At 65.4% G+C, this 24,285-nt stretch carries 19 protein-coding genes; 7 read left to right on the top strand and 12 right to left on the bottom strand.

Annotated features, from left to right (window positions below; all coding sequences use genetic code 11):
• Position 1 precedes the first annotated feature (1 nt).
• Entirely contained in the window at positions 2-937 is a 936-nt protein-coding gene (locus tag VFZ97_11320) for a tyrosine-type recombinase/integrase (protein HEX6394025.1), read from the bottom strand.
• A gap of 182 nt (positions 938-1,119) precedes the next feature.
• Here VFZ97_11320 and VFZ97_11315 point away from each other — a divergent pair, with 182 nt between their 5' ends.
• The 3 genes from VFZ97_11315 to VFZ97_11305 all read left to right on the top strand — a co-directional run bounded on the left by VFZ97_11315 (position 1,120) and on the right by VFZ97_11305 (position 2,581).
• Positions 1,120-1,281, top strand: coding sequence for a hypothetical protein (locus tag VFZ97_11315; protein ID HEX6394024.1), 162 nt, complete (start codon positions 1,120-1,122; stop codon positions 1,279-1,281).
• A 393-nt stretch (positions 1,282-1,674) separates the two neighbouring features.
• Entirely contained in the window at positions 1,675-1,803 is a 129-nt protein-coding gene (locus tag VFZ97_11310) for a hypothetical protein (GenBank protein HEX6394023.1), read from the top strand.
• Between the two features lie 295 nt (positions 1,804-2,098).
• Positions 2,099-2,581, top strand: a complete 483-nt coding sequence (locus VFZ97_11305) for a GNAT family N-acetyltransferase (GenBank protein HEX6394022.1) — start codon at positions 2,099-2,101, stop codon at positions 2,579-2,581.
• Positions 2,582-3,212: 631 nt separating this feature from the next.
• On the opposite strand, the gene VFZ97_11300 is transcribed toward VFZ97_11305, so the two are convergent.
• Positions 3,213-3,767, bottom strand: a complete 555-nt coding sequence (locus tag VFZ97_11300) for a hypothetical protein (protein ID HEX6394021.1) — start codon at positions 3,765-3,767, stop codon at positions 3,213-3,215.
• Between the two features lie 213 nt (positions 3,768-3,980).
• Between VFZ97_11300 and VFZ97_11295 the strand changes: the two genes are divergently transcribed.
• Positions 3,981-4,130 carry a hypothetical protein gene (locus VFZ97_11295; protein ID HEX6394020.1) on the top strand — a complete coding sequence of 50 codons (150 nt, stop codon included), beginning with the start codon at positions 3,981-3,983 and terminating at the stop codon, positions 4,128-4,130.
• A 738-nt stretch (positions 4,131-4,868) separates the two neighbouring features.
• Here the strand turns inward: VFZ97_11295 and VFZ97_11290 are convergent.
• The 3 genes from VFZ97_11290 to VFZ97_11280 form a co-directional block, all read right to left on the bottom strand.
• A complete protein-coding gene (locus tag VFZ97_11290) occupies positions 4,869-5,798 on the bottom strand; it encodes a hypothetical protein (GenBank protein HEX6394019.1) in 930 nt (309 codons plus the stop codon).
• 134 nt (positions 5,799-5,932) lie between these two features.
• On the bottom strand, positions 5,933-7,741 hold the full coding sequence (aspS, locus tag VFZ97_11285; GenBank protein ID HEX6394018.1) for an aspartate--tRNA ligase: 1,809 nt from the start codon (positions 7,739-7,741) through the stop codon (positions 5,933-5,935).
• Positions 7,742-7,907: 166 nt separating this feature from the next.
• Positions 7,908-9,713 carry a hypothetical protein gene (locus VFZ97_11280; protein HEX6394017.1) on the bottom strand — a complete coding sequence of 602 codons (1,806 nt, stop codon included), beginning with the start codon at positions 9,711-9,713 and terminating at the stop codon, positions 7,908-7,910.
• Between the two features lie 252 nt (positions 9,714-9,965).
• Here VFZ97_11280 and acnA point away from each other — a divergent pair, with 252 nt between their 5' ends.
• Positions 9,966-12,638, top strand: a complete 2,673-nt coding sequence (gene acnA, locus VFZ97_11275) for an aconitate hydratase AcnA (GenBank protein ID HEX6394016.1) — start codon at positions 9,966-9,968, stop codon at positions 12,636-12,638.
• Positions 12,639-12,952: 314 nt separating this feature from the next.
• On the opposite strand, the gene VFZ97_11270 is transcribed toward acnA, so the two are convergent.
• Positions 12,953-13,507 (bottom strand): hypothetical protein, encoded by a 555-nt coding sequence (locus VFZ97_11270; protein ID HEX6394015.1) that lies wholly within the window; start codon positions 13,505-13,507, stop codon positions 12,953-12,955.
• 120 nt (positions 13,508-13,627) lie between these two features.
• A complete protein-coding gene (locus tag VFZ97_11265) occupies positions 13,628-14,539 on the bottom strand; it encodes a LysR family transcriptional regulator (GenBank protein HEX6394014.1) in 912 nt (303 codons plus the stop codon).
• A 26-nt stretch (positions 14,540-14,565) separates the two neighbouring features.
• On the opposite strand from VFZ97_11265, the gene VFZ97_11260 reads away from it, so the two are divergent.
• Positions 14,566-15,975, top strand: coding sequence for an HAD-IB family hydrolase (locus VFZ97_11260; protein HEX6394013.1), 1,410 nt, complete (start codon positions 14,566-14,568; stop codon positions 15,973-15,975).
• A gap of 54 nt (positions 15,976-16,029) precedes the next feature.
• Positions 16,030-16,746: a hypothetical protein gene (locus VFZ97_11255; GenBank protein HEX6394012.1), complete on the top strand. Its 717-nt coding sequence runs from the start codon at positions 16,030-16,032 to the stop codon at positions 16,744-16,746.
• A gap of 71 nt (positions 16,747-16,817) precedes the next feature.
• Here VFZ97_11255 and VFZ97_11250 read toward each other — a convergent pair whose 3' ends face one another.
• The 5 genes from VFZ97_11250 to VFZ97_11230 all read right to left on the bottom strand — a co-directional run bounded on the left by VFZ97_11250 (position 16,818) and on the right by VFZ97_11230 (position 24,263).
• Positions 16,818-17,858 (bottom strand): lysophospholipid acyltransferase family protein, encoded by a 1,041-nt coding sequence (locus VFZ97_11250; protein HEX6394011.1) that lies wholly within the window; start codon positions 17,856-17,858, stop codon positions 16,818-16,820.
• Positions 17,858-19,447, bottom strand: a complete 1,590-nt coding sequence (locus tag VFZ97_11245) for a lactate racemase domain-containing protein (GenBank protein HEX6394010.1) — start codon at positions 19,445-19,447, stop codon at positions 17,858-17,860. The genes VFZ97_11250 and VFZ97_11245 overlap by 1 nt, the downstream gene beginning before the upstream one ends.
• A gap of 6 nt (positions 19,448-19,453) precedes the next feature.
• Entirely contained in the window at positions 19,454-20,632 is a 1,179-nt protein-coding gene (locus VFZ97_11240; GenBank protein HEX6394009.1) for a zinc-binding dehydrogenase, read from the bottom strand.
• On the bottom strand, positions 20,629-22,971 hold the full coding sequence (locus VFZ97_11235; protein ID HEX6394008.1) for an HAD-IB family hydrolase: 2,343 nt from the start codon (positions 22,969-22,971) through the stop codon (positions 20,629-20,631). Before VFZ97_11235 ends, VFZ97_11240 begins: the two co-directional genes overlap by 4 nt.
• A 749-nt stretch (positions 22,972-23,720) precedes the next feature.
• Positions 23,721-24,263 (bottom strand): hypothetical protein, encoded by a 543-nt coding sequence (locus tag VFZ97_11230; GenBank protein ID HEX6394007.1) that lies wholly within the window; start codon positions 24,261-24,263, stop codon positions 23,721-23,723.
• Between the last annotated feature and the right edge of the window lie 22 nt (positions 24,264-24,285).

Here is a 24,285-nt window from a genome sequence, read left to right as displayed (position 1 = left end):
GTCAGATACCTTCGGCAGTCAGTTCCGGAGGCGTGGCAGACAGGAGGCCACGCATCCGGGTCCCCGCTGAGGCGACCTTCTTCACCCGATGCCTGTAGTGCCGGTAGAGGGTGATCGGGTCATCGCCGAACAGGTCGGCTACCTCCTCGACGCTGGCCCCGGAGTCGAGGAGCAGGCTGGAGGTCGTGTGCCGGATGGCGTAGGGGAAGACGTGGCCGAGTCCCGCCTTCTTGGCGATCCGGTCGAACGTCCGGCGCAGGTTGCCTGGGTCGATGGGCGTCCCGACCTCAGTGCAGAAAACGAGGCCATGGTCCTGCCATAGCTGTGACTTGAGCCGCTCAACCGCTTGGCGTGCCTTGTGCGCCTTCAGTGCCCCGGCGGCAGCGGGGGAGAGCTCGATAGTCCGGTTCGGGTTGGTCGACTTCTTCACCTTGCCCCTGACGACCTCGTAGCCCTTGTAGGGGCTCTCGCCCTCCTTGGCGTCCTGCCGTCGGCGCGGCTTGAGGTGGATCGCACCAGACAGGTTCATGGTCGGCGGCCTGTCGTCGAGGTCAAGGTCGGCCAGGGTGAGTCCGGTCATTTCACCGGGGCGGAGCCCGCTGTCGAAGGCGACTACGAACAGCGCCTCGAGGCGCTCACCGCGGGCGGCCGTCTCGAACGCGGCGACCTGATCGGGGGTCATCGGCTGGCGCTCGACCTTCTCCTTGAACTTCGGCATGGTCGACAGGACCGCGACGTGCCGGGCGACCTTGTTGCGCTTCGTCGCGTGGTCGAGCCCGGCGATCAGGAACGAGCGCATTCGCCCGACATAAGTCTTCGCTAGATGGGACCGGGCGGCGAGGAAGTCGTCGACCTGTTCGGCGGTCAGATCGGCCAGTTTGACCGAGCCGAGCGCGGGCCGGATGTGGACCCGCAGCATCCGCTCGTATTGCTCGATCGTCTTCTAATCGTTGACCTTGGATCGGCCCGGGATGACCGTGACCTCGTGGCGGGGTCTTCCCGTGGACCCCAACCGCTATCGACCGGGACGAGCAACCCTGGCACGGGCCGACACGTTGCGCCGACGCCATCCTCGAACTTCTCGAAGAGGCCCCCGGCGCCGAGCTATCGACTAACGCCGTGACCGACAAGCTCAAGGCGCGTGGTCAGTCGTACCGCAAGGCCACGGTCTCGGTTGCCGCCGAACAACTCGTCGACGCGGGACGTATCGCTGTCCGCAACGGACCGCGTAACAGCCGTCTCTACAGAGCGGAAGGACCGGAAGATGCCCAAACACTCTGACCGGTTCCCACTGGTTCTGCACCACTGGGCACCACTACTGGTTTCCATCGGTTCCCACCACCCTTACAGGGTGGGAACGGAACCAGTGCCGGGCACCAGTCGCAACCCACCGTCCTCTGGCCGACAACCTGCCCAGTATGCGGAAGCCACGCCGCATCCACCGATCGATGCGCGAAAGACGCTTTACACAAGCCGCTCACGCGAGCTGCAGACCAGAGCGTTGGCTGCCAAGTTGGCTGCCAGAGCACGAGCGAGTGACAAACACGCAGGTCAGAGCACGTGTGATCTCATGCACGCCAGGTAAGTTGAGGAGCGGCCAGCTATCTCGGAGCGCCCAGAAACGGCCCTTTTTGCTTCTCCAGATCCCGCGCTAAAGGAAAAAGCGTCGGGCCCTTGACCAAGGACGCTGCGCTAGGACTTGTCGAGGAGCTACAGACCTCCAAGGCGGAGACCCGCCGCTACCGGGAGATCGTCGCCCAGCTCCGCCAACTCCTTGACACCCTCGACGATCAAAAACCATGAAACCCGTTTGGCGTTTCTTGTACCATCTTCGGGGTACCCCGAAGACAGTCGGTTTCGGAAATGGGGTACAGTAGCCGTATCGCTTGTGCCGATAGGTGGCCCATGGAGGTTGAGCTAGTGCGTAGGCCAGGTAAGGACGGGAAGTTACAACTTGACACCTCCTCCCTGTCGCGCGAGCAGATTGCGGCTATCGAGGAACTGCTGGCGAGCTCAAGCCCGGTCTACACGCGCCCGTCTCGGGCAATCTAGCTAACTGGCCGGGGATCCGGCGCCCGTCTGGGACGTCCGGAGGTGGATGTCTGACGATCTAGACGCCATCCGGGCGTTTCGTTGTGCAAAGTCAACGTCGAGCGTCTATTCGAAGCGCGCCCAACAGTCGATTCGTGATGCGGCAGATCTTCTCGGATATGAACCTCAACTGGACTGCCTGGTCGCCGTAGAAGATGGAGTCGTCATCGGGGTAGTGATCTTCAACCCGCGGGACTATCGGGGGTTCGGCTATGTCATCTCGATGGGTGTCGCCGTCGCGAAGCAAAATCGCGGAATCGGCAAGGACCTCAAGCGACAGGTCATGGATAACTGCACCCAAGCTGGAGCGACGAAGGTTCTGTCGGAGGTCCACAGGAATAACCTCAAGATGCAACGGGTCAATGATCGCTTGGGGATTCCGAGCACGCGCAATCCAGCGGACGGCAAGTTCATCTACTACTCGGCGGTCCTCATTCCAGAAGATGATTTGGAGGAAGACCTAGAGGACGACGATCAGCCCAGTTCATAAAAAGGCGTCAAGCCGCCCTTTGCACCCTCTGCCTGGCAGCCAAACTGGCAGCCAAGCGGATTGACACGGACTCACAAGGCTTAACGGCCCGGAGCCTCGATACCCCCGTTTAGCTGGACTTTCTTTCTTCGGTCTGACAGCCATTTGTAGTTGGGGGTCGCATGACGCGCATGAGGTCGGGGGTTCGACTCCCTCTGCGCCCACCGGCTTGACCTGCGCTTACGCAGCCGAACACCGGAGCATAGGGCAGCGCCAAGCACCTCGCCGGCGTCATTCATCCGGACAATCACTTACCGGCGGCGATGCAAATCAATACCGACATACCGTTGCAGCTGTTCCACCAGGGTCTCCTTCCGTTTCCGGGTTGGTGTGGAAACCCGAGTGTGCCTCGCAGCCTCGGATTCCGTCGATGGAAGGAACCCTGGCGATTCACAACAGACCTAGCCACGAAAAAACCCCTCGCACCGCTCGGCGCCCCAGCCCGCACCACCGGACCGGATCACGCAGAAGCAGCGCAGCGCTTCTTCATGACATCAATTAACGGACGGCTTCCAGTCAACGACCGAAGGGCTTCGACCTGGTCAGGGTCAGTGCAGAACAGACCCTTCCGAACACCCGGCGTGATCTCGGCTCAGCCGCAGTTGAAGGCCATGTCGGGCTTGTCGAAGGAGACCCCCGGACCGTTCGGCGTGAACGTTGTATGTGCGGTGTCGTGGAAGTCGGCCGACGTCCCGTCTGAGAGTCGTATGTGTTGGTTGAAGGTGCTGTGGAACACGGCCGACTTGTTATTGAGAGAAGATCCGAACCACGTGATCCAGGTACCGCTTCCGTCTGGCGGACCGGAGACCGTGACTGTGCCTCCGTCGGTGCCGGTAATCCATACATCGCCTGCGCCGTTGACGGTGATGTGGAACACCGAGTGGTCGTCGTTGATCGTGACCGTCACGAGGGTGCTCGTGCACGGATCGAGTGCGGTGAACGTCATCGGCGGTGAAGTGAAGTGGTTCGTCTCGCTGCAGTTCGGTGTGACGCTGGTGATATTCCCGCTGTTGTCGAACGTTGCACAGTTGGCGTGGGTCTCGGCGATTGCGTTCGTCACCGGTAGGGTGGCATAGGCACTCACGGCGACGAACGCCGTTACGACGACACCCATGAGCGGCCCGGCCACCAGGGATTTGATTCGCATGATTTGCCCTCCGTGAGTCGTTAGCGATCGGCGTGAGCTGCACCGGTCGTCGTTCCCTGTTACTAGCGGAGCGCACTGCCCCCAGCGGAAAGTACCTCTGCCCGCCTGAGCGCGCCTCAAGAATCAGACTTTCGTACAGCCCCTGACCGCGACCCGCACGTCCTCGACAGCCTCAACCCCAGCTAGGTGCGCCCTCCCTGCCATCCTCGGGGGATGGGCATTGGCACTGAATCGCAGATCCTCAACCAGGCGAAGAAGGGGCAGGGAGAGACCAACGACCGTCTCGACGCCCTCCTCGCCGAGCTGAAACGAACGAATGATCTGCTAACCCAAGTGCACAGCGCATTGACGGTTCGCTCTTAACGGTTTCGCTGTCCATCCAATGCGCCGAACCCGGTCAGTCGCAGAGGCCGCAGCGATCCTCGGCTGCCATCCCGACACTCTCTACAGTCACCTTGATTGTGATCAGATCGTCCTGTCTGACAATCAGCGGCTGCGCGTCATCCGACTCGGTCGGAGAGTGCGCGTCCCGGACATCGAACTTGAGCGTCTGCTCGGAGAAGAACGGGGCTTCATGACTTGTGACCAGACACGCACCCGCTCTTCGGAGAGTCGCGCTGACTGGTTGACCGATCGTTCAGACTTTTGTTGGTCCCAACCTTTGAGAAAACCGTGCGCTCAAATCGCTGAGCAGCCAAGAAGCTGCACGCACCGAAATCTGGACAGAAAATCACCACCGCAATCGACAATCCGGATAGAACTCACGATCCGAGGGGACCACCAGTCCCAGAAAAAGCCCCATAATCTCCGCGCGACGCCTCTTCGATTCAAGTCGAGGAAGAGGAGAAATGAGCGAAGACGACCAGCGGGCCCGTGTCCACGAGCCGATCGAATCGATCAACAAGGCAAACTCCTAGATTGCCGGAGTTGTGCGCCAGCTTGCGGACACTCCGAGCGTGCTCCAAGGCTGCTGGTTGAGAAACCCCAGCGGGCCGACAGCGATTTCGCAACAATTTCGTCGACGCCGGCACGGACGCTGTGCCGTTGTTGCTGCCAGGGGCGGCGAATCCCTACCGATAGATAGGAGGCGCACAAGAAGGCTCAGCCACCTGTCGAGGAGCGCGCCGGTTGTGCCGGCGTGTGGCGCCGCACCGCGTGGGCGAGGCGCCGCGCGGCGGAGGGGACCAAGAGAGGTCTTGCGGCTTCCAGCAGCTGATCGATCGGCGGGATCATCGACAGGAGCCAGCGCGAGAGCATGCCCTCGTCCATCCAGGCGGCCACATCGGCGTCGATGAACGCGTCCAGCTCGCCCTCGACGGCTTGCAAATGGATCTCTTCCCAGGAGCACGCCGCAGCTGCGATTCGTAGGAGATCCTCTAGCTCTTCCTGCGCCACTCCGTCGCCGTCGTCGCTCTTCCCGATGTGAAGTTCGAGATCGCCGGAGAGCACCCTGGCGAGCGGATGGAGTCGCTCGACGTCGCTCCAAGTCAGGCGCCGATCCGAAGCAAGACCGCCTTCGATCACCGATGCGAGCCATGCGGCCGAGTGGATCTCCGAAGCCGGCACCTCTGGTGGCGAAGTCGGCAAGCCGAGGCAGCGGAAGAGAACGTCGAGCAACCGCCCCGCACGTGGCGGGTCTGAACGGCGGGTCCCGTCAGGAAGCTCCATCCACCAACCGAGACCCCCCGAGCGCGAGACCACACAAGCGATGCGGAGGGGGAGGACCCCGCCTGCATCGTTGACGCGAGTGGACAACGCATCCGACTCACATGTGCCGGATTCGCCTGTTACGGATGTCGACTGTTCTCCCGAAACCGTTGCGCGGCCGGTCGCGACGACGCCGACCGCCAAGCAGGCTTCTGGAGCCACCCAACCGAAGAACCCGAGAGAGTCGTCGTCGGCTTCCAGCCGCAGCCCAGAGTCTTCCTCCGGATCCTCGAATATCCGCAACCAGGTCGGGCAACCCTGCCTCTGAACGTGACCGCCCAGCGCCTCGAGCGCGTTGCGCGCAAGCTCCTGCCAGTCATACACCGGATCCACCTCCGCTTCATTGAACGTGTCAGCGGGGGCGGGTCCAAAGCCCCGAAACGAACGAGACCCAGGTGCACGTTAGCAGCGGGCTGCAACCGCGGAACCGGTGTCCTTTTTCCTTGGTGGGTTAATGCCTATTCCGCCGGCGGCACGACTCGCAGGTGCAGCTCCTTCAGCTGCGTCTCGGAAACCGGGCTCGGCGCGCCCATGAGGAGGTCGCGCGCGGTCTGGTTCAGGGGGAACGCGATGACCTCCCTCAGGTTCGCCTGGTCCTCGAGAAGCATGAGGAGGCGATCAAAGCCTGGGGCGATGCCGGCGTGCGGCGGAGGTCCGTAGTGGAAGGCATTCCAGAGGGCCGGGAACGACTCGCGGATCCGCTCAGGCCCGTAACCGGCGATCGCGAACGCGGCCTCCATCACTTCAGGGAGGTGGTTTCGCACCGCTCCGGATGAAAGCTCGACCCCGTTGCACACGAGGTCGTACTGGTAGGCAAGGATGTCCCCGGGGTCGTCAGTCTGGAGCGCCTCCAAGCCTCCCTGCGGCATCGAAAACGGATTGTGCGAGAAGTCCCACCCGCCCGTTTCCTCGTTGGGCTCGTACATCGGGAAGTCGACGACCCAGCAGAACGACATCACATCGGGGTCGCCTAGGGAGAGTTCCCTGCCGAGAGCCGTCCTCTGCTCGCCGAGGGTCATCGACGCCGCGATCGGGGGACCGATGGCGCACAGAATCGCGTCGCCCGGACCGGCTTCGACCGCAACCGCGAGGACCGTTGCTTCCTCCGCGGTCAGCTTGCTGGCGAGGGAACCACGGTTGCCTTCGGGGTCGAGCTGGAGCCAGGCTCCGTTGACGCCTTGTTTTCGTGCGGAGTCAGCGAAGGCGTCGAACCATTTCCGCGACCGTGAGGCTGCGCTGGGCGCGAGCAGCACACGGATCGAGTGTCCCTTCTCGGGGGCCTGCGCGAAGAGCGGGAGTTCGGTCTTGCCGCCCAGGTCGGCGGTCACGTCGGCGATTTCCAGCCCGAATCGAATGTCGGGCTTATCGGTTCCGTACCGTTCCAGTGCCTCTCTGAAACGCAAACGCGGGAACGTGTCCGGCGCCTTCTTCGACGAGCATTCGGAGACGATCCGTCCCATAAGAAGCTCGACCTCCTGGAACACGTCTTCCTGGGTGGCGAAGGCTATCTCGAGGTCGATCTGGTAGAACTCGCCCGGGCTGCGGTCGGCGCGGCTCGCCTCATCCCTGAAGCAGGGGGCGATCTGGAAGTAGCGCTCGACTCCGCCGACCATCAAGATCTGCTTGAACTGTTGAGGTGCCTGAGGGAGGGCGTAGAACTCGCCCGCGTAGAGGCGGCTGGGAACCAAGAAGTCCCTCGCTCCTTCGGGAGAAGACGCGGTCAGGACGGGGGTCTGGATCTCGAGAAATCCCCTGGAGGTGAGGTGACTCCGAACCACTTGGGCCAACCTGGCCCGCGCGGCGAGTCGTTCGGTCACCGGTCCCCGGCGCATGTCGAGATAGCGGTACCGCAGCCGTGCCTCCTCGCCTACTTCGGTGTCGCGCTCCACGGGGAAAGGCAGAACGTCGGCCCGGGACAGGACTTCGACTTCGCCGGCCACTACTTCGATCTCACCGGTCGACAGTTTGGGATTGACGGTCTCGCGCGGCCTTGCAGCTACCTCGCCACGGACACTGACCACGCTCTCCACGCGCAGGCTGCTGAGAGTCTCGAACGCCGGCACGTCGGGGTGCACGACCAGCTGGACGATGCCGCCTGCTTCGATGCCGCCCGCGTCGCGCAAGTCGATGAACAGAAGGCCGCCGTGGTCCCGCTTTGCCGCGAGCCACCCGGCCAGAAGGACGTTGCGCCCGATGTCTTCGGCTCGGAGATCTCCTCCGCGGACGTCTCGATATTGGTTGACGGCTAGGGGGCGAGTCGGCTCCATGACACGGTGCAGGCTAACGGCCGGGCGTGAGGGTGGGGACCCCACGCTCCGGAGGAGCACGGGGTTGGCGCCCCGTGCGGGACAGTGTCATTGCTTATGACAGAACCCCCGCCGGAGATGCCGGCGGGGGTTCCGTTAGATAACTGCTAGTTGAGTCAAACCAGCTTTATATGCCGGACTTCCTCCGCAGCCTGCGGACCAGGGCGAGAGCCCCACCGCCGATGCCGAGGAGCGCCACACCGGTAGCCGGCTGCCACAGACCACCGGGACCACCGGTGAAGGGAAGCGCGGGCTGGTGAGGGGCCGGGGGTGCCGGCGCAGCCTGCTGGGGCGTCGTAGTGGTTTGTGCCACCGTGCAGGCGATCGGGTTCTGCAGCGTCGAGGACGCCTCGAGATGCCCGAGCACCGGGTTGGCGATCTTGTCCGTCAGAGGCGTCGACAACGGGATGTCGAGGATTGACGGGATAGTGATTGCCTGGCTGACCCCCGGGATGAGGTTGGCAGGGATGGTTTGGCCACCGATGTTGATCGAGCTGCCCTGCAATCCCAGATGGAGGTTAAGCAGGTCGAGAGCGCCTGAGGCCTGTGTGCCGTCGGCCGACGCCACCGCAGGTGCACTCGGATTGCCGATGGCGTGCGGCTTCACATCGACGCGGAGGTCTCCGAGATTCAGGTTGACAGTTCCCTGGATGAAGTTCAGCAGTTGCTGCACCGTCGGCGTCTGGACGACCTGAGTGATCGTGTCGCTCAGTGTGGTGCCGACCTGAGTAAGGGCGGGGGTCAGCTGGTTTTGGATCAGACCAGTGATCGTCTGGATAGCGCTGCTGACCGGCGTTGAGCTCGCGAGCTGGTTCAAACCACTGATGACCTGGTTCAGCGTGGAAATCAGCACGTTGGGCACGTCCAGGCTGGCCAGACCGTTGACGATCCCCTTGAAGGTCAGCGGGATGTCGACCCCGTTGGCCCCGACGGTGGATAGCGGAAGGTGGACCAGGGAGACGTTTTGACCGAGTGCCGACAGCGTCACGTCGAGGATGTCGTCAGTCGACAGGTTCAGCGATGCCGGAACGCTCTTCTCGCCACTTGTCGTAGCCGTCAGCGTGACGGGATCGAGGTTGCCGTTAGCGGCGTGGACACCAACCTTGAGCGTCGCGATCCCGGCCAGGTTGACAGTCAGTGGAGCGATGATGTCCTGGGCCTGGGTCTGGATGCCGTAGCTCCCGTCCGAACCGTTGGAAACCAGGCTGGTGAGTGACTTGGTTTGCGCCACCGCCTGTCCCCCGGACCCCGCGGTGCTGAGCAGCGGGAGAGTCGAAACCCCCGCGGAAGTGAGCGACGGCAGCGAAGTGATCGCCGGCAGTCCTGGCAGGACACTGGCCGTCGCGAGATTTCCGAGTCCATATGAAATGTTCCCGGTCGGGCAGGCCGCGCCCGGCCAAGCTGCCTGTGCCTCGCCCTGGATTAGTCCCGCGTGCAGCAGCGGTTCGAGGGGGAGGTCGAGGAGCTGAGTCACCGACGCTGGCAGGTCCGGTGGCGCGATTGAGATCGCCGGCAGCAAGGATTGCTTGAGGTTGGCCAGCACGGAATTGACGGTGCTGCCCACTTGCCCGAGGTTGAGCGCGAGTCCCTGGCCCAAGTTGAAGGCCTTAACAGACGACGACTGCGCGGGTTGCACCAGCGTCCCGAGCTCAGACGTCAGGTTGGATGTCAAACCTGCAGTCGACGTCGAAGCTGACGACAGCCCCTGGTCGAGGGCGCTGACGCTGACTCCGGTCGACCCAAGGAGTTGGTCGAGCACAGGGATCCCGAGGTGAAGCTCGTCACCGGTCGCGTAGCCATTGAAAACGGCCTGGCTGAACGGCACTGCCCCCACAGGTGTCGCCGACGCTGACCCCCCTCCAAACGTAAGCGCTGACAACATGAGCGCGCTTGCGCCCGCGAGTCCAGCAAACCGCCCCATTCGCTGATTCATTTTTTAGCTCCCCAGCCTTTCACTTCAAAGTGGCCCAAGTGGCACGAACGGCGCAAAGGATAGATGAAGCGCCTCGCTGGGGGAAGAATTCGACCTGTAAGTCACGGCTCCTGCTTTCTATTTCTTGAGCGCACGCGTCCCAAATCACGCAAAATCGGAAATACCGGCGGGGCCCCGCCCTTTTTTCCTAGTAGGGCGGCTTGCGACAGACTGAGCCCGAGTCAAGCGGAATACGAACACAGGAGACGTGCGATGGCGAGTAGCAGCCGCAACAGCTTCGGGGCTCGGGCAAACCTATCGGTAGGCGGGACCACCTACGAGATCTTCCGGCTCGACGCTGTCGAAGGTTCGGCGCGTTTGCCCTACTCGCTCAAGATCCTCCTGGAAAACATGCTCCGCCACGAAGACGACCTCACCGTCTCCCGCGGGGACATCGAAGCGCTTGGCAGCTGGGATCCTTCCGCGGAGCCGGACACCGAGATCGCCTTTGCGCCGGCCCGAATCCTGATGCAGGACTTCACCGGGGTGCCGGCCGTCGTCGACCTCGCCGCCATGCGGGAGGCGATGTCGGAGCTCGGCGGCGACCCGGCGAAGGTCAATCCGCTCATCCCCGCGGAGCTGGTCATCGACCACTCGATCATCGCGGACGTATACGGCGTTCCCGACGCGTTCAAGAAGAACGCGGAGCTGGAATTCCAGCGCAACGAGGAGAGATACAGGTTTTTGCGCTGGGGCCAGGGCGCGTTCGAGACCCTAAAAGTGGTGCCCCCGAACACCGGTATATGTCACCAGGTGAACCTCGAATATCTCGCCCGGGTGGTTTTCGCCGAGGACGGCACGGCGTACCCAGACACCCTTCTCGGCACCGACTCGCACACCACGATGATCAACGGGCTCGGGGTTCTCGGCTGGGGAGTCGGTGGCATCGAGGCCGAAGCGGCGATGCTCGGCCAGCCGGTGTCGATGCTGATCCCGCGGGTGGTGGGGTTCCAGCTGACCGGATCCCTACCTGAGGGGTCGACGGCGACCGACCTGGTTCTGACCGTGACCGAGATGCTGCGCAAGCACGGCGTGGTCGGCAAGTTCGTCGAGTTCTACGGCGACGGTGTCGCGTCGGTCCCGCTCGCCAACCGGGCGACGATCGGGAACATGTCCCCGGAGTACGGCTCGACCTGCGCGATCTTCCCGATCGACAGGGAGACCCTCCGTTACCTGGAGATGACTGGACGCCCGCAGGGTCGCATCGCGCTGGTGGAGGCCTATGCCAAGGAGCAGGGCCTGTGGCACGACCCCTCGCAAGAGCCCCAGTACTCGGAGAAGCTCAGCCTCGATCTTTCGACCGTCGTTCCGTCTCTGGCAGGTCCTGCCCGGCCGCAGGACCGGGTGCGGCTGGACGAGGCGCAGAGCGGTTACCGCGCTTCTGTCGGCAAGTCGCTCGGAAAAAGTGGGGGAGGAGCGCCGCCCTCGAACCCGATGCCCGTCACGCTTTCCGACGGGACCAAGTTCGACGTCGATCACGGTCACGTCGTCATCGCAGCCATCACGTCGTGCACCAACACGTCGAACCCTTCGGTGATGGTCGCCGCTGGATTGCTGGCGAAAAAGGCCGTGGAGAAAGGGCTTTCGGCCAAGCCTTGGGTGAAGACGACCTTGGCGCCGGGCTCGAAGGTGGTCATGGACTACTACGACCGCGCCGGCCTGATCCCTTACCTGGAGAAGCTCGGCTTCGACCTGGTCGGCTATGGATGCACCACCTGCATCGGCAATAGCGGGCCTCTCCTGCCAGAGATCTCTCAGGCTGTTGCGGACGGGGATCTCGCGGTGGTTTCGGTGTTGTCCGGGAACCGGAACTTCGAAGGGCGTATCAGTCCGGACGTCCGGATGAACTACCTCGCTTCGCCTCCGCTGGTCGTCGCCTACGCGCTTGCCGGGACTATGGACGTCGACCTGATCAAGTCGCCTTTGGGGTCGGATTCCGCCGGCGATCCCGTGTACCTACGGGACATCTGGCCGAGCGCGCAAGAAGTAGCAGCGGTGGTCGACTCGTCGATCGAGTCAAAGATGTTCAGCGAGTCCTACGACTCGGTGTTCGACGGAGACGACCGGTGGCGTGGTTTGGATGTCCCGACCGGCCACGCATACGAGTGGGACTCGACTTCGACCTACGTTCGCCGCCCGCCCTACTTCGACGGGATGGCTCTCGAGCCGGCGCCCTTGTCGGACGTTCGCGGCGCCCGGGTCCTCGCGAAGCTCGGCGACAGCATCACCACCGACCACATCTCGCCGGCGGGAAACATCCGGCGGGACGGCCCCGCCGGCCGGTGGTTGATCGACGGGGGAGTGGACCCCTCTGACTTCAACTCGTACGGCTCTCGCCGGGGCAATCACGAAGTCATGATCCGCGGGACCTTCGCCAACATCCGGCTGCGCAACCAACTGGCACCCGGCACCGAAGGAGGTGTGACCAGACATCTCCCCGAAGGCGAGCAGATGTCGATCTACGACGCGTCCAAGCGCTACGAAGCGGACGGGATTCCTTTGGTGATCCTCGCGGGCAAGGAGTACGGGTCGGGATCCTCCCGCGACTGGGCGGCGAAAGGGACCTACCTCCTCGGCGTCCGGGCCGTGCTGGCGGAAAGCTTCGAGCGGATCCACCGGTCGAACCTCGTCGGTATGGGCGTTCTGCCCCTCCAGTTCCAGCCAGGCGACACGGTCGAGTCGCTCGGCCTCACGGGAGAGGAGGTCATCGACATCACCGGCCTCGAGGGACTGGCCGACGATGCCTCCCTGCCGAAGGAGCTGTCGGTGAAGGCCGACGGTCGCGAGTTCTCGGTGGTGCTGCGGATCGACACGCCCAAGGAGGCGCAGTACTACCGCCACGGCGGCATTCTCCAGTACGTGCTGCGCCAGCTCCGGGCGGGTTAGTCGGCTGTAGCCCCCGGGGCGGGGGTTCGGGGGATCCAGGGATCGGCGGGGGATCGGGGGATCGGGGGATCGGCGAGCGGTTTGGACCGGCGCGCGTTTTCGACCAGTTTCGTGTTAGTTCGTTCCGAGTTTTCCGGTGCAAATCGCATCTGCGGTACAAACGGCCACCCCATCGAGCGTCGCCTGTCTCACAGAACCCAAATGTCCCAGAAAAACGCCGGCCGCCTCAGGGTGACAGGCCTGACCTGATCGGACCAATCGACTCCGCCGGCGGAATCAGAGTCGGCCGGCGGCGGTGGCCGGCCGTTTAGCGGTCAGTCTCCTCGGGAGCCGGAGCCGCTCGTCCCGCTCTCCGGTTGCTCGGTCTCGTGCGAGTCCCCGGCGGTCGAAGTTGTGGAAGTCGGCGCTGCGTGTTCCGGTGTCTCGGTCTCGGGCTTATCGGTCTCCGGCGCCTCGGTTGTCGGCGTTTCGGTTTCTGGTGCTTCAGCGGCCTCAGTGCCCTCGTTATCCGTGTCGGTGTCGGTCTCGGCGCCCTGGTTGTCGTTGTCGGTCTGGCTGTCGTCATCGGCCGCGGTCGCGGGGCCGGCGCTCAGCGGAGTTTGCGGCTTTTCGACGTCGTGATTGGGGGCGGTCGTCGTGGTCGAGGTCGTGCTCGATGTCGACGTGGTGGTCGACTCGTTCTCGGCGTCGGACGCCGATTCGCTCAGATCCGCCGCTCGCAGCGAACTTACGATGCCAGACCCGGGATTGTTGCTATGGGAGTCCGAGGCGGAAACGATCCCTGAAGCGGCTGCCGCCCCTCCGCCGAGCACGAGAACGCCACTCCCGGCGAGCGCGGCGACCTTCAACTTCACGACCTTCAAGCGCATTTCAACTCCTGTTTCGAATTTCGGCAATCGCTGGCAAGGGCTTCGCTTGAACTGCGCGCGAAGGCCGCTGAAGTCAAACTTTACCCGCCACGTCAAGTGCTGAAACGCTCACTGTACGTGCTAGGAGCTCGGAGGATGGAGTCCGAGGGCGGGGTCGAGGTTCTCCCTGACCACATCCTCGAGCAGTTCGAGTGTTGCCCGGGCGGGCGCGCTGGGGCGGCCGCGCCGGCGAACCACGACTCCCACCCTCCGCCGGCGGAGTCCGCCGACGCTGACCCTGGCGGATCGATGAAAGCCCTCGCTGGCGCCGGTCGCCGGGAGGATGGCCGGCCCGAAGCCGCGCACCGACAACGACGCCATGAGCCGCACCCCGTCGAGCTCTGCGCGGGGCACGAGGGTGACGCCTGCCGTGCGGCAGGCGTCGTCGATCTCTTCCCTGAACGCTGTCCCCGGAGCGGGAAGCAGGAGTTGGAATCCGTCCAGCTGCGAGAGTTCGACGTGGCCGGCGCCGGCGAAAGGATGGTCAACCGGGACCACGAGGATCAGGTCCTCGTCGAAAAGCGGCCGTTCTACTAGTTCCGGGTTGCCCTGAGGGAGGTTCACCACAGCCGCGTCCAGAAAACCCGAGGTCAAATGAGGCTCCAGGATGGCTGTCGTCCCGTCGCCGAGGACCAGCCGAACCTTGGGGTGGACAACGGCCATGCTGTCGAGGAGCAAGGGCGCCAGCCAGCGGGCCGTGGTTCCGATCATGCCGATGCGTACCGTGCCGATCACCTCGTCCCGGAGCGCAGCGACGTCGGCGACCGCCGCGTCGATTTCAGCCAGCACCCGCCGGCCACGCTCGACGACTGCTTGCCCTTCCTCGGTTATCTGCCCTCCGTGACGGTCGACAAGCTGGACGCCCAGCTCCTTCTCGAGCCGAGCCACGTGGCTGGAGACGTTCGACTGCACCGTGTGGAGCGCAGCAGCGGCGTTCGAGAAGCTCCCGTGGTCGGCGATTGCTATCAACGCCTGAAGCTGTCGAAGGTCCATTCCTGACAGGGATAGCATCTGCGCGCATGTCCGCAACCGCGGCAATCTTCGATCTCGACCGGACACTCCTCCGAACCTCGAGCACCACAGCGATCAACGGCGCCCTTTTCGAGCAGGGGCTGGTCCAGCGCTCATCCCTTCCTGGGCAGGGATTGATGATGCGGATGTACGCCGTTTTCGGGGAGTCGCTCCCCTCGATGGCGCTGGCACGGGCGGCGGCGTTCGCCTCGAAGGGGTGGCGCGTGGAGGAGGTCGCCAAGGCGGCCGAGGCGGCCGCCGACACCCTCGAACGGCAGGTTCTGCCATATGTGCCGGCGCTTCTGGAATCGCACCGGTCGGCGGGGAGGATTCTCGTTCTCGCCACCACGACGCCCTATCAGCTGGTGGAGCCGTTCGCCCACCGCCTCGGTTTCAACGAGATCATCGCGACCAGATACGGAACCGAACCGGGCGCGCAGGGCGTCGAGCGAATGACCGGAACCATCGATGGCGGTTTCGTCTGGGCGCAAGGCAAGCTTCAGGCAGTCCGTCGGTGGGCGGCCTCCGCGGGCGTCGATCTCAAAGAGAGCTATGCCTACTCCGACAGCGTTTACGACCTCCCGCTTCTCATGGGTGTGGGACACCCGAACGCCGTCAACCCCGACTACCGCCTCCACGCCGCTGCGACGCTGCGGCGCTGGCCGGTGCTGTACCTCGACAGCCCGGTTGGCGTGCCCAAGGTTCTCGGTGCCGAACCGCTCGACGTATTGAGGGTCGGTTTCTCGCAGTTCGCCTGGCCCTTCGCCCGCTTCGATATCGCCGGCACAGAGAACATCCCTTCCCGCGGACCGGCGATAGTCGCGGCCAACCACCGCTCATACTTCGACACAATCGCCTACGGCATGGGCGTCTTCAGGGGGGGACGGAACCCGCGGGGCCTGGCCAAGAAGGAGCTCTTCGACGCTCCCCTCATAGGAACGCTGATCCGCGCCTCCGGCGCCATCTGCGTGGACAGGAAACGGTCTGGCAAGGCCGCCTATGAAGCGGCCGAAACCGCGCTTCGGAGTGGCGAGGTGCTCATCATCGCCCCCCAGGGCACGATCCCACGCGGCGAGGAGTTCTTCGATCCGAAGTTGAAGGGCAAGACGGGCGCCGCGCGGCTCGCGGCCAGCACCGGTGCGCCCGTTATCCCGATGGGCGTCTGGGGAACCGAGCACGTATGGCCGCGCTCGTCGAGGGTGCCAAACGTCGTTAACATCATCCGCCCGCCGACGGTGAGGGTGAGGATCGGTCCGCCGGTTCGCGGGCTGAGCGGAACCGACTTCCAGGCCGACACCGACAAGATCATGGAAGCCATCTCCGAGCTGTTGCCCCCCGAGGCGAAGCTGCGCCGGATCCCGACGGCGGACGAGCTTGCCCGGACTTACCCACCCGGCACGGAGGTCCCACCGCGGTAGGCGGCAAGAGGCTAGAGCGGTTAGCCGGATCGCCGCAGAGGGAATCGTTGATACATGACCGAAGGCGCCACGCCGGACCGGACTGAACCCATCGTCACTGGGCCGGACCACATCGATGCAGGTTTCCCCGTAGTAGGGGAGCCCCCCCCTCCACCAGGCGCATCGTCGAAGGACACGCCCGGCGCCTACGACGATCGTGAAAACGGTGCCTACCGGGGGTGGGAAAGGGCCGGGCCTGGCGGGGTGGCGATGATGACCAAGGGCCGGAAGGTCGCGCGGGTTGTCGAAGGCCACCTCAAGGACGAGTCAGCGTGGATGCTGGGGTCCGCCGCGCTCCTCTTCGCGTTGGCTGCCTACTGGCTCGGCTCGATACTGACGGCGTTCCAACATGCGCCGGCGATGACCGGGCAGGACCGGGTGCTCCTTCTGCTGGCACCCGGAAACTTCGTTTGGGCGGCCGCAGTTGTCCTCGCGGTGGCTCTCCATGCCGCGGGCCGCCACTTCGAGTTGGCTCCAGCGGAGCCCGGGCCTCTCAGGTCGCGTCTTCCCGGAGCCCTGCTCGCCGCCGCGATCGTCTCAGGTACGGCGGCAGCATTCGACGTGCTAGTCGAGCTGTCCAACTTTGGCCACGGCATCGACCGTGCCGTCGCCGGCCTGCTCGGCTACGTCGGCGTCATCGGCCTCGCCGGCATCGCCGCGTGGTGGGCGCACCGGGAGTCACTGGCAACGAGGACTCGGGCAACCCCGACTCCGGACCGCATTACCCGCTGACCCGGCCGGCTACCCAGTCCGCGGCAATCAGTCCGCGGCAATCAGTCCGCGGCAAGCAGTCCGCCGTCGGATCAGTCCGCCGCCCACCGGCGCGTGTCCCGCCGGCCAGCGGAGCGTCGCTTCGACCCGTCCTTGGCACCCAGCGCCCACGACCTCCGCCAAGCGCCGGCGTCGGGCCCGGTCAACGACGGCGTGGTTCTCGCCGCTGCCCGCCGGCGGGCGGTCCACCAGTCGGTCGTCTGCTCGTCGGCCAGGGCTGAGATCTCCCGCTCCATCTCGCCGGCGAGTTCCCGGGCGGCGGCAGAGCCACCCGCCCCGGCACGCAGCGGCCCCCCAGTTCCGGCACGCAGGGGCCGGCCAAAGGTCACCCTCGTACGCCCGGGCTGGATCCTGGTGCCGCCCTTCGGAAGGATCTCCCTCGTCCCGCTCACGTACACCGGGACGACGGGCCGACCGGATCGGGAGGCGAGCCACGCGGCGCCGGCGTTGTGCGGCTGGCCCCAGCCGTCGACACTCCGGCCGCCTTCGGGGAAGATCAGCAGGCTCCACCCGTCGTCGAGAAGCTCCTCGACCCGTTCGAGCGAGTCGCGGCTGACCCGCCGCCGCTCGATCGGCACCGCGTTCAAAAGAAACGCGAAAGCCGTGGCCTTCACGCGCGTGTCGAAGAAATAGTCGGCGGCGCCGGCGACGAAGAGGTCGTCCCTCCAATGTGAGGGGATCACCGACACCAGCAGCGGAGCGTCCACGTGGCTGGCGTGATTGGCGGCGAAGATGACCGGCTCGTCGAGGTGGGCAATCCGATCCAACCCGCTCACAGATGGCCGGGCTACCGCACGCACCAGCGGGCCGGCGACCAGATCCTGCACTACGGACCGGGCCACCCTCCCCGGGTACCGGCGAGCCCAGTCGCTGTCGTAATCGACGCCAAGCGTCTTCTCGACCGGTGGGCGAGGAATGCCCCCCGGCCACGTCGGCGCCGAAAACGGAAACGCCATCGGCCTCCGCCCCACCCTCCTCCGGACCGCCGAGACCAGATCGGGCGTGACAGGAAGGCGCCGGTCCGGGCGGCTCGACCCGGAAAGCTCCGTAGCGCGGCGCGTTGGCTCGGGCACTAGTGCACGTTCGCCAGCATGATCGGCGGGCAGTGGAAGTGGGTGATGGTCGCGTCGCGGCCCACCACGTCGCTAGCCATCTCGAGAGCGTCCGTCAGCGTTGACGCCGGAGAGAAGCCGAGCCGGCGCACCGACCGCGGCTCCCCACCCACAATGATCACCCGCCCCAGATGCTCCAGCGCGTGCGCGCCCCAGTACCACATGTAGAACGGGTGGACCCCGTGGTAGGCGTGGCTGGTCCGGTAAAGGTGCCGGTACCACTCGTCGGTCGCGAACCTCTCCTCGTAGGTCTTCTCGATCTCCACCGGGTCGGTGGTGTCGGCCAGCACCTCCTCGAAGAAGTCGATGTACGAAGGGTGGTGCACCGGATGGAACGCCCACGGTGTCGGGTGCGAAAGGATCGCCACCCCGCCGCTACGGACGAGCGGCTTCCCTCGGTACAGGTTGAACAGGTAGCCGAGCCCCATGCACATGACGAGGATCGGGTTCATGATCGAGTTCACGTTGTAGGGGCAGAGGTGCGGCAAGCCGAACACCGCGATGTCGGTTTGCCCTTCGACGTGCACCATCTGCTGGCGGTAGACCATCTCCGTCGTCGCCCGGTGAACCGCCTCCACCTCACCCGCGTGAACGCCGGTCATCTGGTGGGGCGCCTTGATCGACTGGAAGATCCCCCGCGCGACCCGCGGCGGCGCGATCGACAAACTCCGCGTCGTCGCGACGTAGAGCCCCCGATCGCGAGCTGACCATTCCCATTCACGCTTTTGCAGGAAGGCCATCTGCGACGGGAAAGCGTCGTTGTTCAGCGTCGTCTCTATCTGGAAGACCTTCACCCCCGACTGAGCAATCAGCCTTCCCATTCTCCAGTTGGAGGTGTGCAGCTCCGAGTTCTCCTGATCCATGAACGACCGGCTGTGCCGCATCGTCTTCACGTTGTGGTGATGGCGGAGGCTCCTGTAGCTCGCCAAGCCGGTCGCCACGCTCTTGTGCCCGCCGTCCATCGCCACCAGGTTGATGTTGACGTAGACGAGAAGGTCCGACTCGGCGGCACGCTTGTTGATCTCGACTTCCTCGCCCTGGTCAGTCTCTCCGAGATACACCAACGCAACGGGGTCCTCGGCGTCGTGCTGCAGCAACAACCCGTGAGGCGCGAACGCGTCGTACACCCGGTCACCGATCGCGTGACGGAGCTCGGCCTCGGTCATCCGCCGGTGGAGTGCGAGGGCGCAGATCAGCACCACGTCGTCGACCCCGGCTGCAGCCGCCATATCGAGCACCGCTTCGATCACCCGCTGGCGGTTGTCCGGCGGCTGCATCGGCGGCAAGGGGAGCGAGATGTCGTCGAACGCGATCGTCAGCCGCATCCCGGGGAATAGCAGCTCGGGTAACGGGCTGCTGTCGCCGAGCGGATTCGTCAGCGCGTCCCGGACGGCTTGATCCGGATCCTCGAGCGCGTCGAGCGGCTCGGGGGAGTAGATCACCCGGGAACGCCCCGCGGGCAGGCGCTCCAGGCGGAACCCCTCACCGTGCCAGGTGAGGATCGGTGGGGTCGAACGGTCGACTTCGAGGACGAAACCGGGGCGGGGCATGTACCTCTATCTTCTCTTCTCGGCACGCATGTCGAAGGTGACCTTCACCGCGCCCCTCCGCCCGGCGGTCGCGGCGTGCTCGATCGCGTCGGCGTAACGGTCGAGGCTGTACCGGGCGCTGACCAGCCGCTCGAGGCCGACGGCGTCGATCACATCCATCGAAAGGTCGAAGCTGTGCCGCCCGCCGGCCGAAGGTTCGGGCCCGTACGCGTACGCCCCTTCGAGCTTCACCTCGCGCTGCCACAGTCCGGTCAGGTCGACTTCGACGTGCCCGGCCATGCCGATCAGCACCACGGTTCCGCCAGGTGCGACGACAGCCAAGGCTTCGGACAAAGACCCCGCGCTTCCGACGCAGTCGTACACCACGGGTGCGCCTCCGGTGAGCTGGCCGTTGTCGAGGATCCAGCTGCCGGTCGCCCTTCGCACCGCCCGGCGGAGCTCGTCGGGCTCGACCACGTGGCTGGCGCCCAACTCGCGCGCGAGCCGCTTCTGCTCCGGATGCTTGGCGACCGCGATCAACGACACCACGTCCTCGCGAAGGCGTCTGATCGCTGCGATCGTCGCCAGGCCGAGCGTCCCGGCCCCTATCACAACCGCGGTGACCTCCTCGCCGGCGGGCACAGCCAGCGCGCCGTGGACCGCGCACGCGGTCGGCTCGATCATCACGGCGGCCTCGTCGCTGAACGACTCAGGCACATCGTGCAGCTGCAACTCGTGAGCCACGAACCCCAGCGACCACCCGCCGCCCGTGTCCGCGCAGAACCCCGTTTGCAGTCCCGGCTGAAGGTGCCCGCCGGCCAGCCGCTCGCAGCGGTTGGTTTGGCCCGAAACGCAGGCCGCGCAAAGCGGCTGCGCGTCCCGAACCGCGCAGTGAAGCACCGGCTCGACCACCACCCGGCTGCCGTCCTCGACGTCGGCAACTACCTCGTGGCCGGGAGTAAACGGAAAACTGACGATCGGCTCGAACCACCTCGACGACCTTCCGTCGACCGTCGACAGGTCGCTCCCGCATATCCCCGAGAGCCGGGGGCGGAGGAACTTCCAGCCAGCGCCAGGCAACTCCGGAGGTTCGACCTCGGCGAGACGCAACGCCCCGAATCGTCCACCACCTCCCGGCTTCCAACCCGACGCCAGCCGCGCCGCGGCGAAGCGCGGCAACGACCGCTCGATCTGGAGCGCTTTCATGCGCGAGGTCCGATCGGCAGAAGTGGCCGCGGACCTTCGGGAGCCTTGGGCCAGTGCTCGACGTGCCAGCCTCGTTTTCTGGCGATCGCAGCGAGCTTGGTCTCCGGGTTGACTGCGACAGGGTGCCCGGCGGCCTCGAGCATCGGCAGGTCGCTTGCCGAGTCGGCGTAAGCGACGCTCTGCTCGAGGTCAAGTCCGTTGCTCTTGGCGAAGTCGGCCATTATCAACGCCCGCGCCTCGCCTGTCGGAGGGGCATCGAGGAGCTCGCCGGTGAAGCGCCCGCTCTTTGTCCCAAGTCTGGCGCACACCACCTCGTCGAACAGCGGTCGAAGGGGTTCGATCACCACGTCGAGGGCGCCCGTGATCAGGAGTGTCTTGTGACCGAGGGCCCGGTGCTCACGTACGCGGCGGATGCCAGCGGGGAATGACTTGGTGAGGATGAGGTCGCTGAACAGCTCCCACCCGTCTTCCTGCAGTCGGGCGACCGGCGCGCCCTCGTAGCGCCGGTAGAAGTAACGGAGGAAATCGCCCCGGTCGGTGCGGTCCAGGGCGAGCAGGCGCGGGGCCTCCTTCAGGGTGCGAACGACGAAGCGGGCCCGCTCGGCATCGTCCTGCCGGCGGGTGGCGAGCCAGGCGTACGAGTCGACGACGTTCGAGGCGATAAGGGTGTTCTCGAGGTCGAACACGGCCAGCTGCCGGTCCGGTGAGAGCACCGCCCGCCGGCCTCGCTCCTGCCGGGTTAGCCCGGTCGAGCCCTTGGACGATCGGGCGGGAGTGCCGGCCTTGGGTGCCTGGCGAACCCGCGCGTGGGCGACGACGGAAGGGAGGTAGACGTCGTGGCAGAAGTGGCGCCAGTCGATCACGGCGGGGTCGAAGCAGAACTCGGCGCGGTCGTCGTCGGGCAGGCTGTCGGAGAGCTCGAGCAGGCGGTCGACGGTGAACACCGCTTCGGTCTCGGCGTAGGCGCCGTAGAGCTCTACGTATGACAGGGCCCGCTCCGCCTCCTCGCGCCGTTCCTCGAGCCGCGCGCTCAGATCGGCCTGGCGGCCCCGGAGGGGCAGCGACTGGAGGGTGCGCTCGGCCCGTTCGAGAACCTTGGTCGCTCTTTCCAGCTGGTGCTGTACCCGCCGGCGTCCGGGGAACGACCATTCGGGCACCATGATCGGCTGGTCGTGGCTGTCGGCGAGCGGGTTGTCCAGGAACCACGAACGGACCAGGTCGACGAGCTGGCGGTAGCGAAGCGGGTTGCGTGCGCCCGACGCCGAGTGGAACACGTCGGGCTCCGCGAGCGGTCCTCGGGCTGCGACGGCGAGGATCGACCCGACGACGAGGTCGACCGGGATGACGTCGATGATCCCTTCCGGAACTCCCGGGAACTCCTTCAACAGTCCCTTGGCGTAGGAGATGATCACCGGGTCCGCCATGCGGAAACCCCGGATCCATCCGGGGACCGGCTCGGCAAGGGACGATTCGATGATCGACGGCCTCACGATGGTCAGGGGAAGGTCGCCCCGGGTGTCGAGAAGGGCGCGCTCGCCCAGGGCCTTGGTGTATGCGTAAGCGTCCGGCCAGCCCAGTCCCTGCGCGCGGGACTTGCCGATCTCGACCATCCGGTCCTTGACCCATTCCTCGCGGAGCCTTTCGGCCTTGGTGGCCAGCAGCGGGCTGCCGGCGGCCCCCAGCTCCGACCGGGCCCTCCGGTTGAACCTGCTGAGCATCTTGGGGTCGCGGCTGTCGGCGTCCGCATCAGCCCGAGCCCTTCTGGAGGCTTCGACCTCGGCCTTCCAGGGCACGTCGGTGGACCATGGTGTCTTGTCGAGCGTGGCTTCGGGGGCAGGTCCCCGCCTGCTGCCTGCGACGTAAGCGGTGGAAACCGCGATCAGGTGCGGTTTGTCCTTGCTGCCCTCGTGAAGGCGGTTCAGCGTTGCGGCCACCCGGGTCGGGCCGAGGAGGTTGATCTCGACCGCGCTGTCCAGGGGCGAGTCGAAGCTGACCGCGGCGGCCGAGTGGATCACCGTCTGGCAGGACCGGAGGATCTCCTCGCCGGCGCCGTCGAGCCCGAGACCGTCGAGGCCGACATCCCCGGACATCACGAGAACCCGACGTTGCATCTCTGCGTCGTACTGGTCGCCGAGCTCGGACCGGAGCCGGTCGAAGCAGTTGTTCCGGAGGATCTCACGGCGAACCCGGTCCGCGGCGCCCCGCCGGCCCGGACGGACCAGAAGGGCGACCTCGCAGCCCGGAATGGAGCGCAGGAGGCGCTCGGCGAGAGCGGTGCCGAGAAAGCCGGTTCCGCCGGTTACGGCGATTCTCCGGCCCGCGAGAGCCTCACGTAGCATCCGCTGTGTCTACCATCCCGGTTCTTCGACCGGTATTTAAGCCCGGTAGTTACGGTCGGGTAGTTACGGGCCTGGCAACTCGAGAACCGGCACGCCGGCCGAGCCGCCCTGGGAGCTCGAGCAAGCCGAGCAAATCGCCCCCTCTTCCGCGCTTCCTGACCCCACGGACCGGAATCTCCCGTGCCTTATATCAGTATCAAACAGGGAAGGCTTTGGCTTCTCTTAACGCCTTGCACGTTTGGGTTTAGGAGGGGTATATCGCCGACTCGCCGTCGGCCCGGCAGGCTGCCCTTCGACCTTTCGGCGCCGGCCGGATCGTGGCGTCCCGGGCTCAGATTCCGCTCGGGATGAGGCTTTCGAGCGCGCTTGTGCCATTGCGGCCTTGCGTTGTCGCTGGGTGAGCACCAGCGCATATACCAGGGGGAACGCGATCGCTACAACGTGCAATGATCTAACCGAATTCGGACCACTCGGAAGGGTCACAAAGAACGCTGCCACGACCGCGGCAAACGGGACAATGAACCGGTTCCGAGTTCGCAATAAAGGAAAAACCGCGAGCGCGGCAACCAGACCAACTACAGCCAAACCGGTCTGTGGGTGCTTTGGGGCGCCGGCGCCGTGCCGCACCGCCAGGTTCAGCACCGCCACGAGCACCAGGATCGCTGCGACGCCGACCCCGTACCGAAACTCGGAGCCCCGCATCGCAGTGGGTTTGAGCGCGACGTCCTCAGGCTCGCTCGTGGGATCGCTCAACTTCCGGAGCCGTTCTGTTCAGTGGTCTGATCCTGGTCGGTCGTCTGATCCCGGCCGGGTTCAGGCTCTCGGGTCTCCGGTGCGGCCGGTTCTGGTTCGGCCGGCTCCGGGTCGGGCGTTCCTTCGTTCTGCACTTGGTCATCCTGGAACAGCCACGGGCGGATGCTGACCACGCTGTGTCGCGGGCGCCCGTACTCGAGATCCGCGTCGACTGGAAGGTCCTTCGGCGGGTCGCCGGAGGTCTCCATGATGATCGCCGGCTGTTCTCGAGGCTCGAATACCTGCTGCAATCCGAAGGCGAACCCGGTAAGGACCGCACCGGTCGCGCTCCGCCGGCGCCAGGCCTCGACCTTGGGCGGCAGAGCGGTGTGTGGGCCGTCGTCCGGGCCTTCACCTTGGGGCTCCGCGTCATCCCACAGCTCCTGGCTGCCGTCGTCCCAAGCAGGATGGCCGGCCTCGTCGTCGGGCTCCCAGGCCTCGCCGCTCGGGTCGTCGTCACGCGAGAAACGTTGCTCGCCTGACTCCTCTCCGTGATCCACCCTTTCAACGTACCGGAGGCAG

The sequence above is a fragment of the Acidimicrobiales bacterium genome, assembly GCA_036378675.1.
Taxonomy (GTDB): domain Bacteria; phylum Actinomycetota; class Acidimicrobiia; order Acidimicrobiales; family Palsa-688; genus DASUWA01.
Note: the sequence above shows the minus strand (reverse complement) of the source record. Positions and strands in the feature narration are given on the sequence as shown.

What these genes read in the sequence shown, in the direction of transcription:
- VFZ97_11305 (HEX6394022.1), top strand. Translation starts at nt 2,099, where the DNA reads ATGTCTGACGATCTAGACGCCATCCGGGCGTTTCGTTGTGCAAAGTCA.
- VFZ97_11300 (HEX6394021.1), bottom strand. Translation starts at nt 3,767, where the DNA reads ATGCGAATCAAATCCCTGGTGGCCGGGCCGCTCATGGGTGTCGTCGTA.
- VFZ97_11295 (HEX6394020.1), top strand. Translation starts at nt 3,981, where the DNA reads ATGGGCATTGGCACTGAATCGCAGATCCTCAACCAGGCGAAGAAGGGG.
- aspS (HEX6394018.1), bottom strand. Translation starts at nt 7,741, where the DNA reads ATGGAGCCGACTCGCCCCCTAGCCGTCAACCAATATCGAGACGTCCGC.
- VFZ97_11280 (HEX6394017.1), bottom strand. Translation starts at nt 9,713, where the DNA reads ATGAATCAGCGAATGGGGCGGTTTGCTGGACTCGCGGGCGCAAGCGCG.
- acnA (HEX6394016.1), top strand. Translation starts at nt 9,966, where the DNA reads ATGGCGAGTAGCAGCCGCAACAGCTTCGGGGCTCGGGCAAACCTATCG.
- VFZ97_11270 (HEX6394015.1), bottom strand. Translation starts at nt 13,507, where the DNA reads ATGCGCTTGAAGGTCGTGAAGTTGAAGGTCGCCGCGCTCGCCGGGAGT.
- VFZ97_11265 (HEX6394014.1), bottom strand. Translation starts at nt 14,539, where the DNA reads ATGGACCTTCGACAGCTTCAGGCGTTGATAGCAATCGCCGACCACGGG.
- VFZ97_11260 (HEX6394013.1), top strand. Translation starts at nt 14,566, where the DNA reads ATGTCCGCAACCGCGGCAATCTTCGATCTCGACCGGACACTCCTCCGA.
- VFZ97_11255 (HEX6394012.1), top strand. Translation starts at nt 16,030, where the DNA reads ATGACCGAAGGCGCCACGCCGGACCGGACTGAACCCATCGTCACTGGG.
- VFZ97_11245 (HEX6394010.1), bottom strand. Translation starts at nt 19,447, where the DNA reads ATGCCCCGCCCCGGTTTCGTCCTCGAAGTCGACCGTTCGACCCCACCG.
- VFZ97_11240 (HEX6394009.1), bottom strand. Translation starts at nt 20,632, where the DNA reads ATGAAAGCGCTCCAGATCGAGCGGTCGTTGCCGCGCTTCGCCGCGGCG.
- VFZ97_11235 (HEX6394008.1), bottom strand. Translation starts at nt 22,971, where the DNA reads ATGCTACGTGAGGCTCTCGCGGGCCGGAGAATCGCCGTAACCGGCGGA.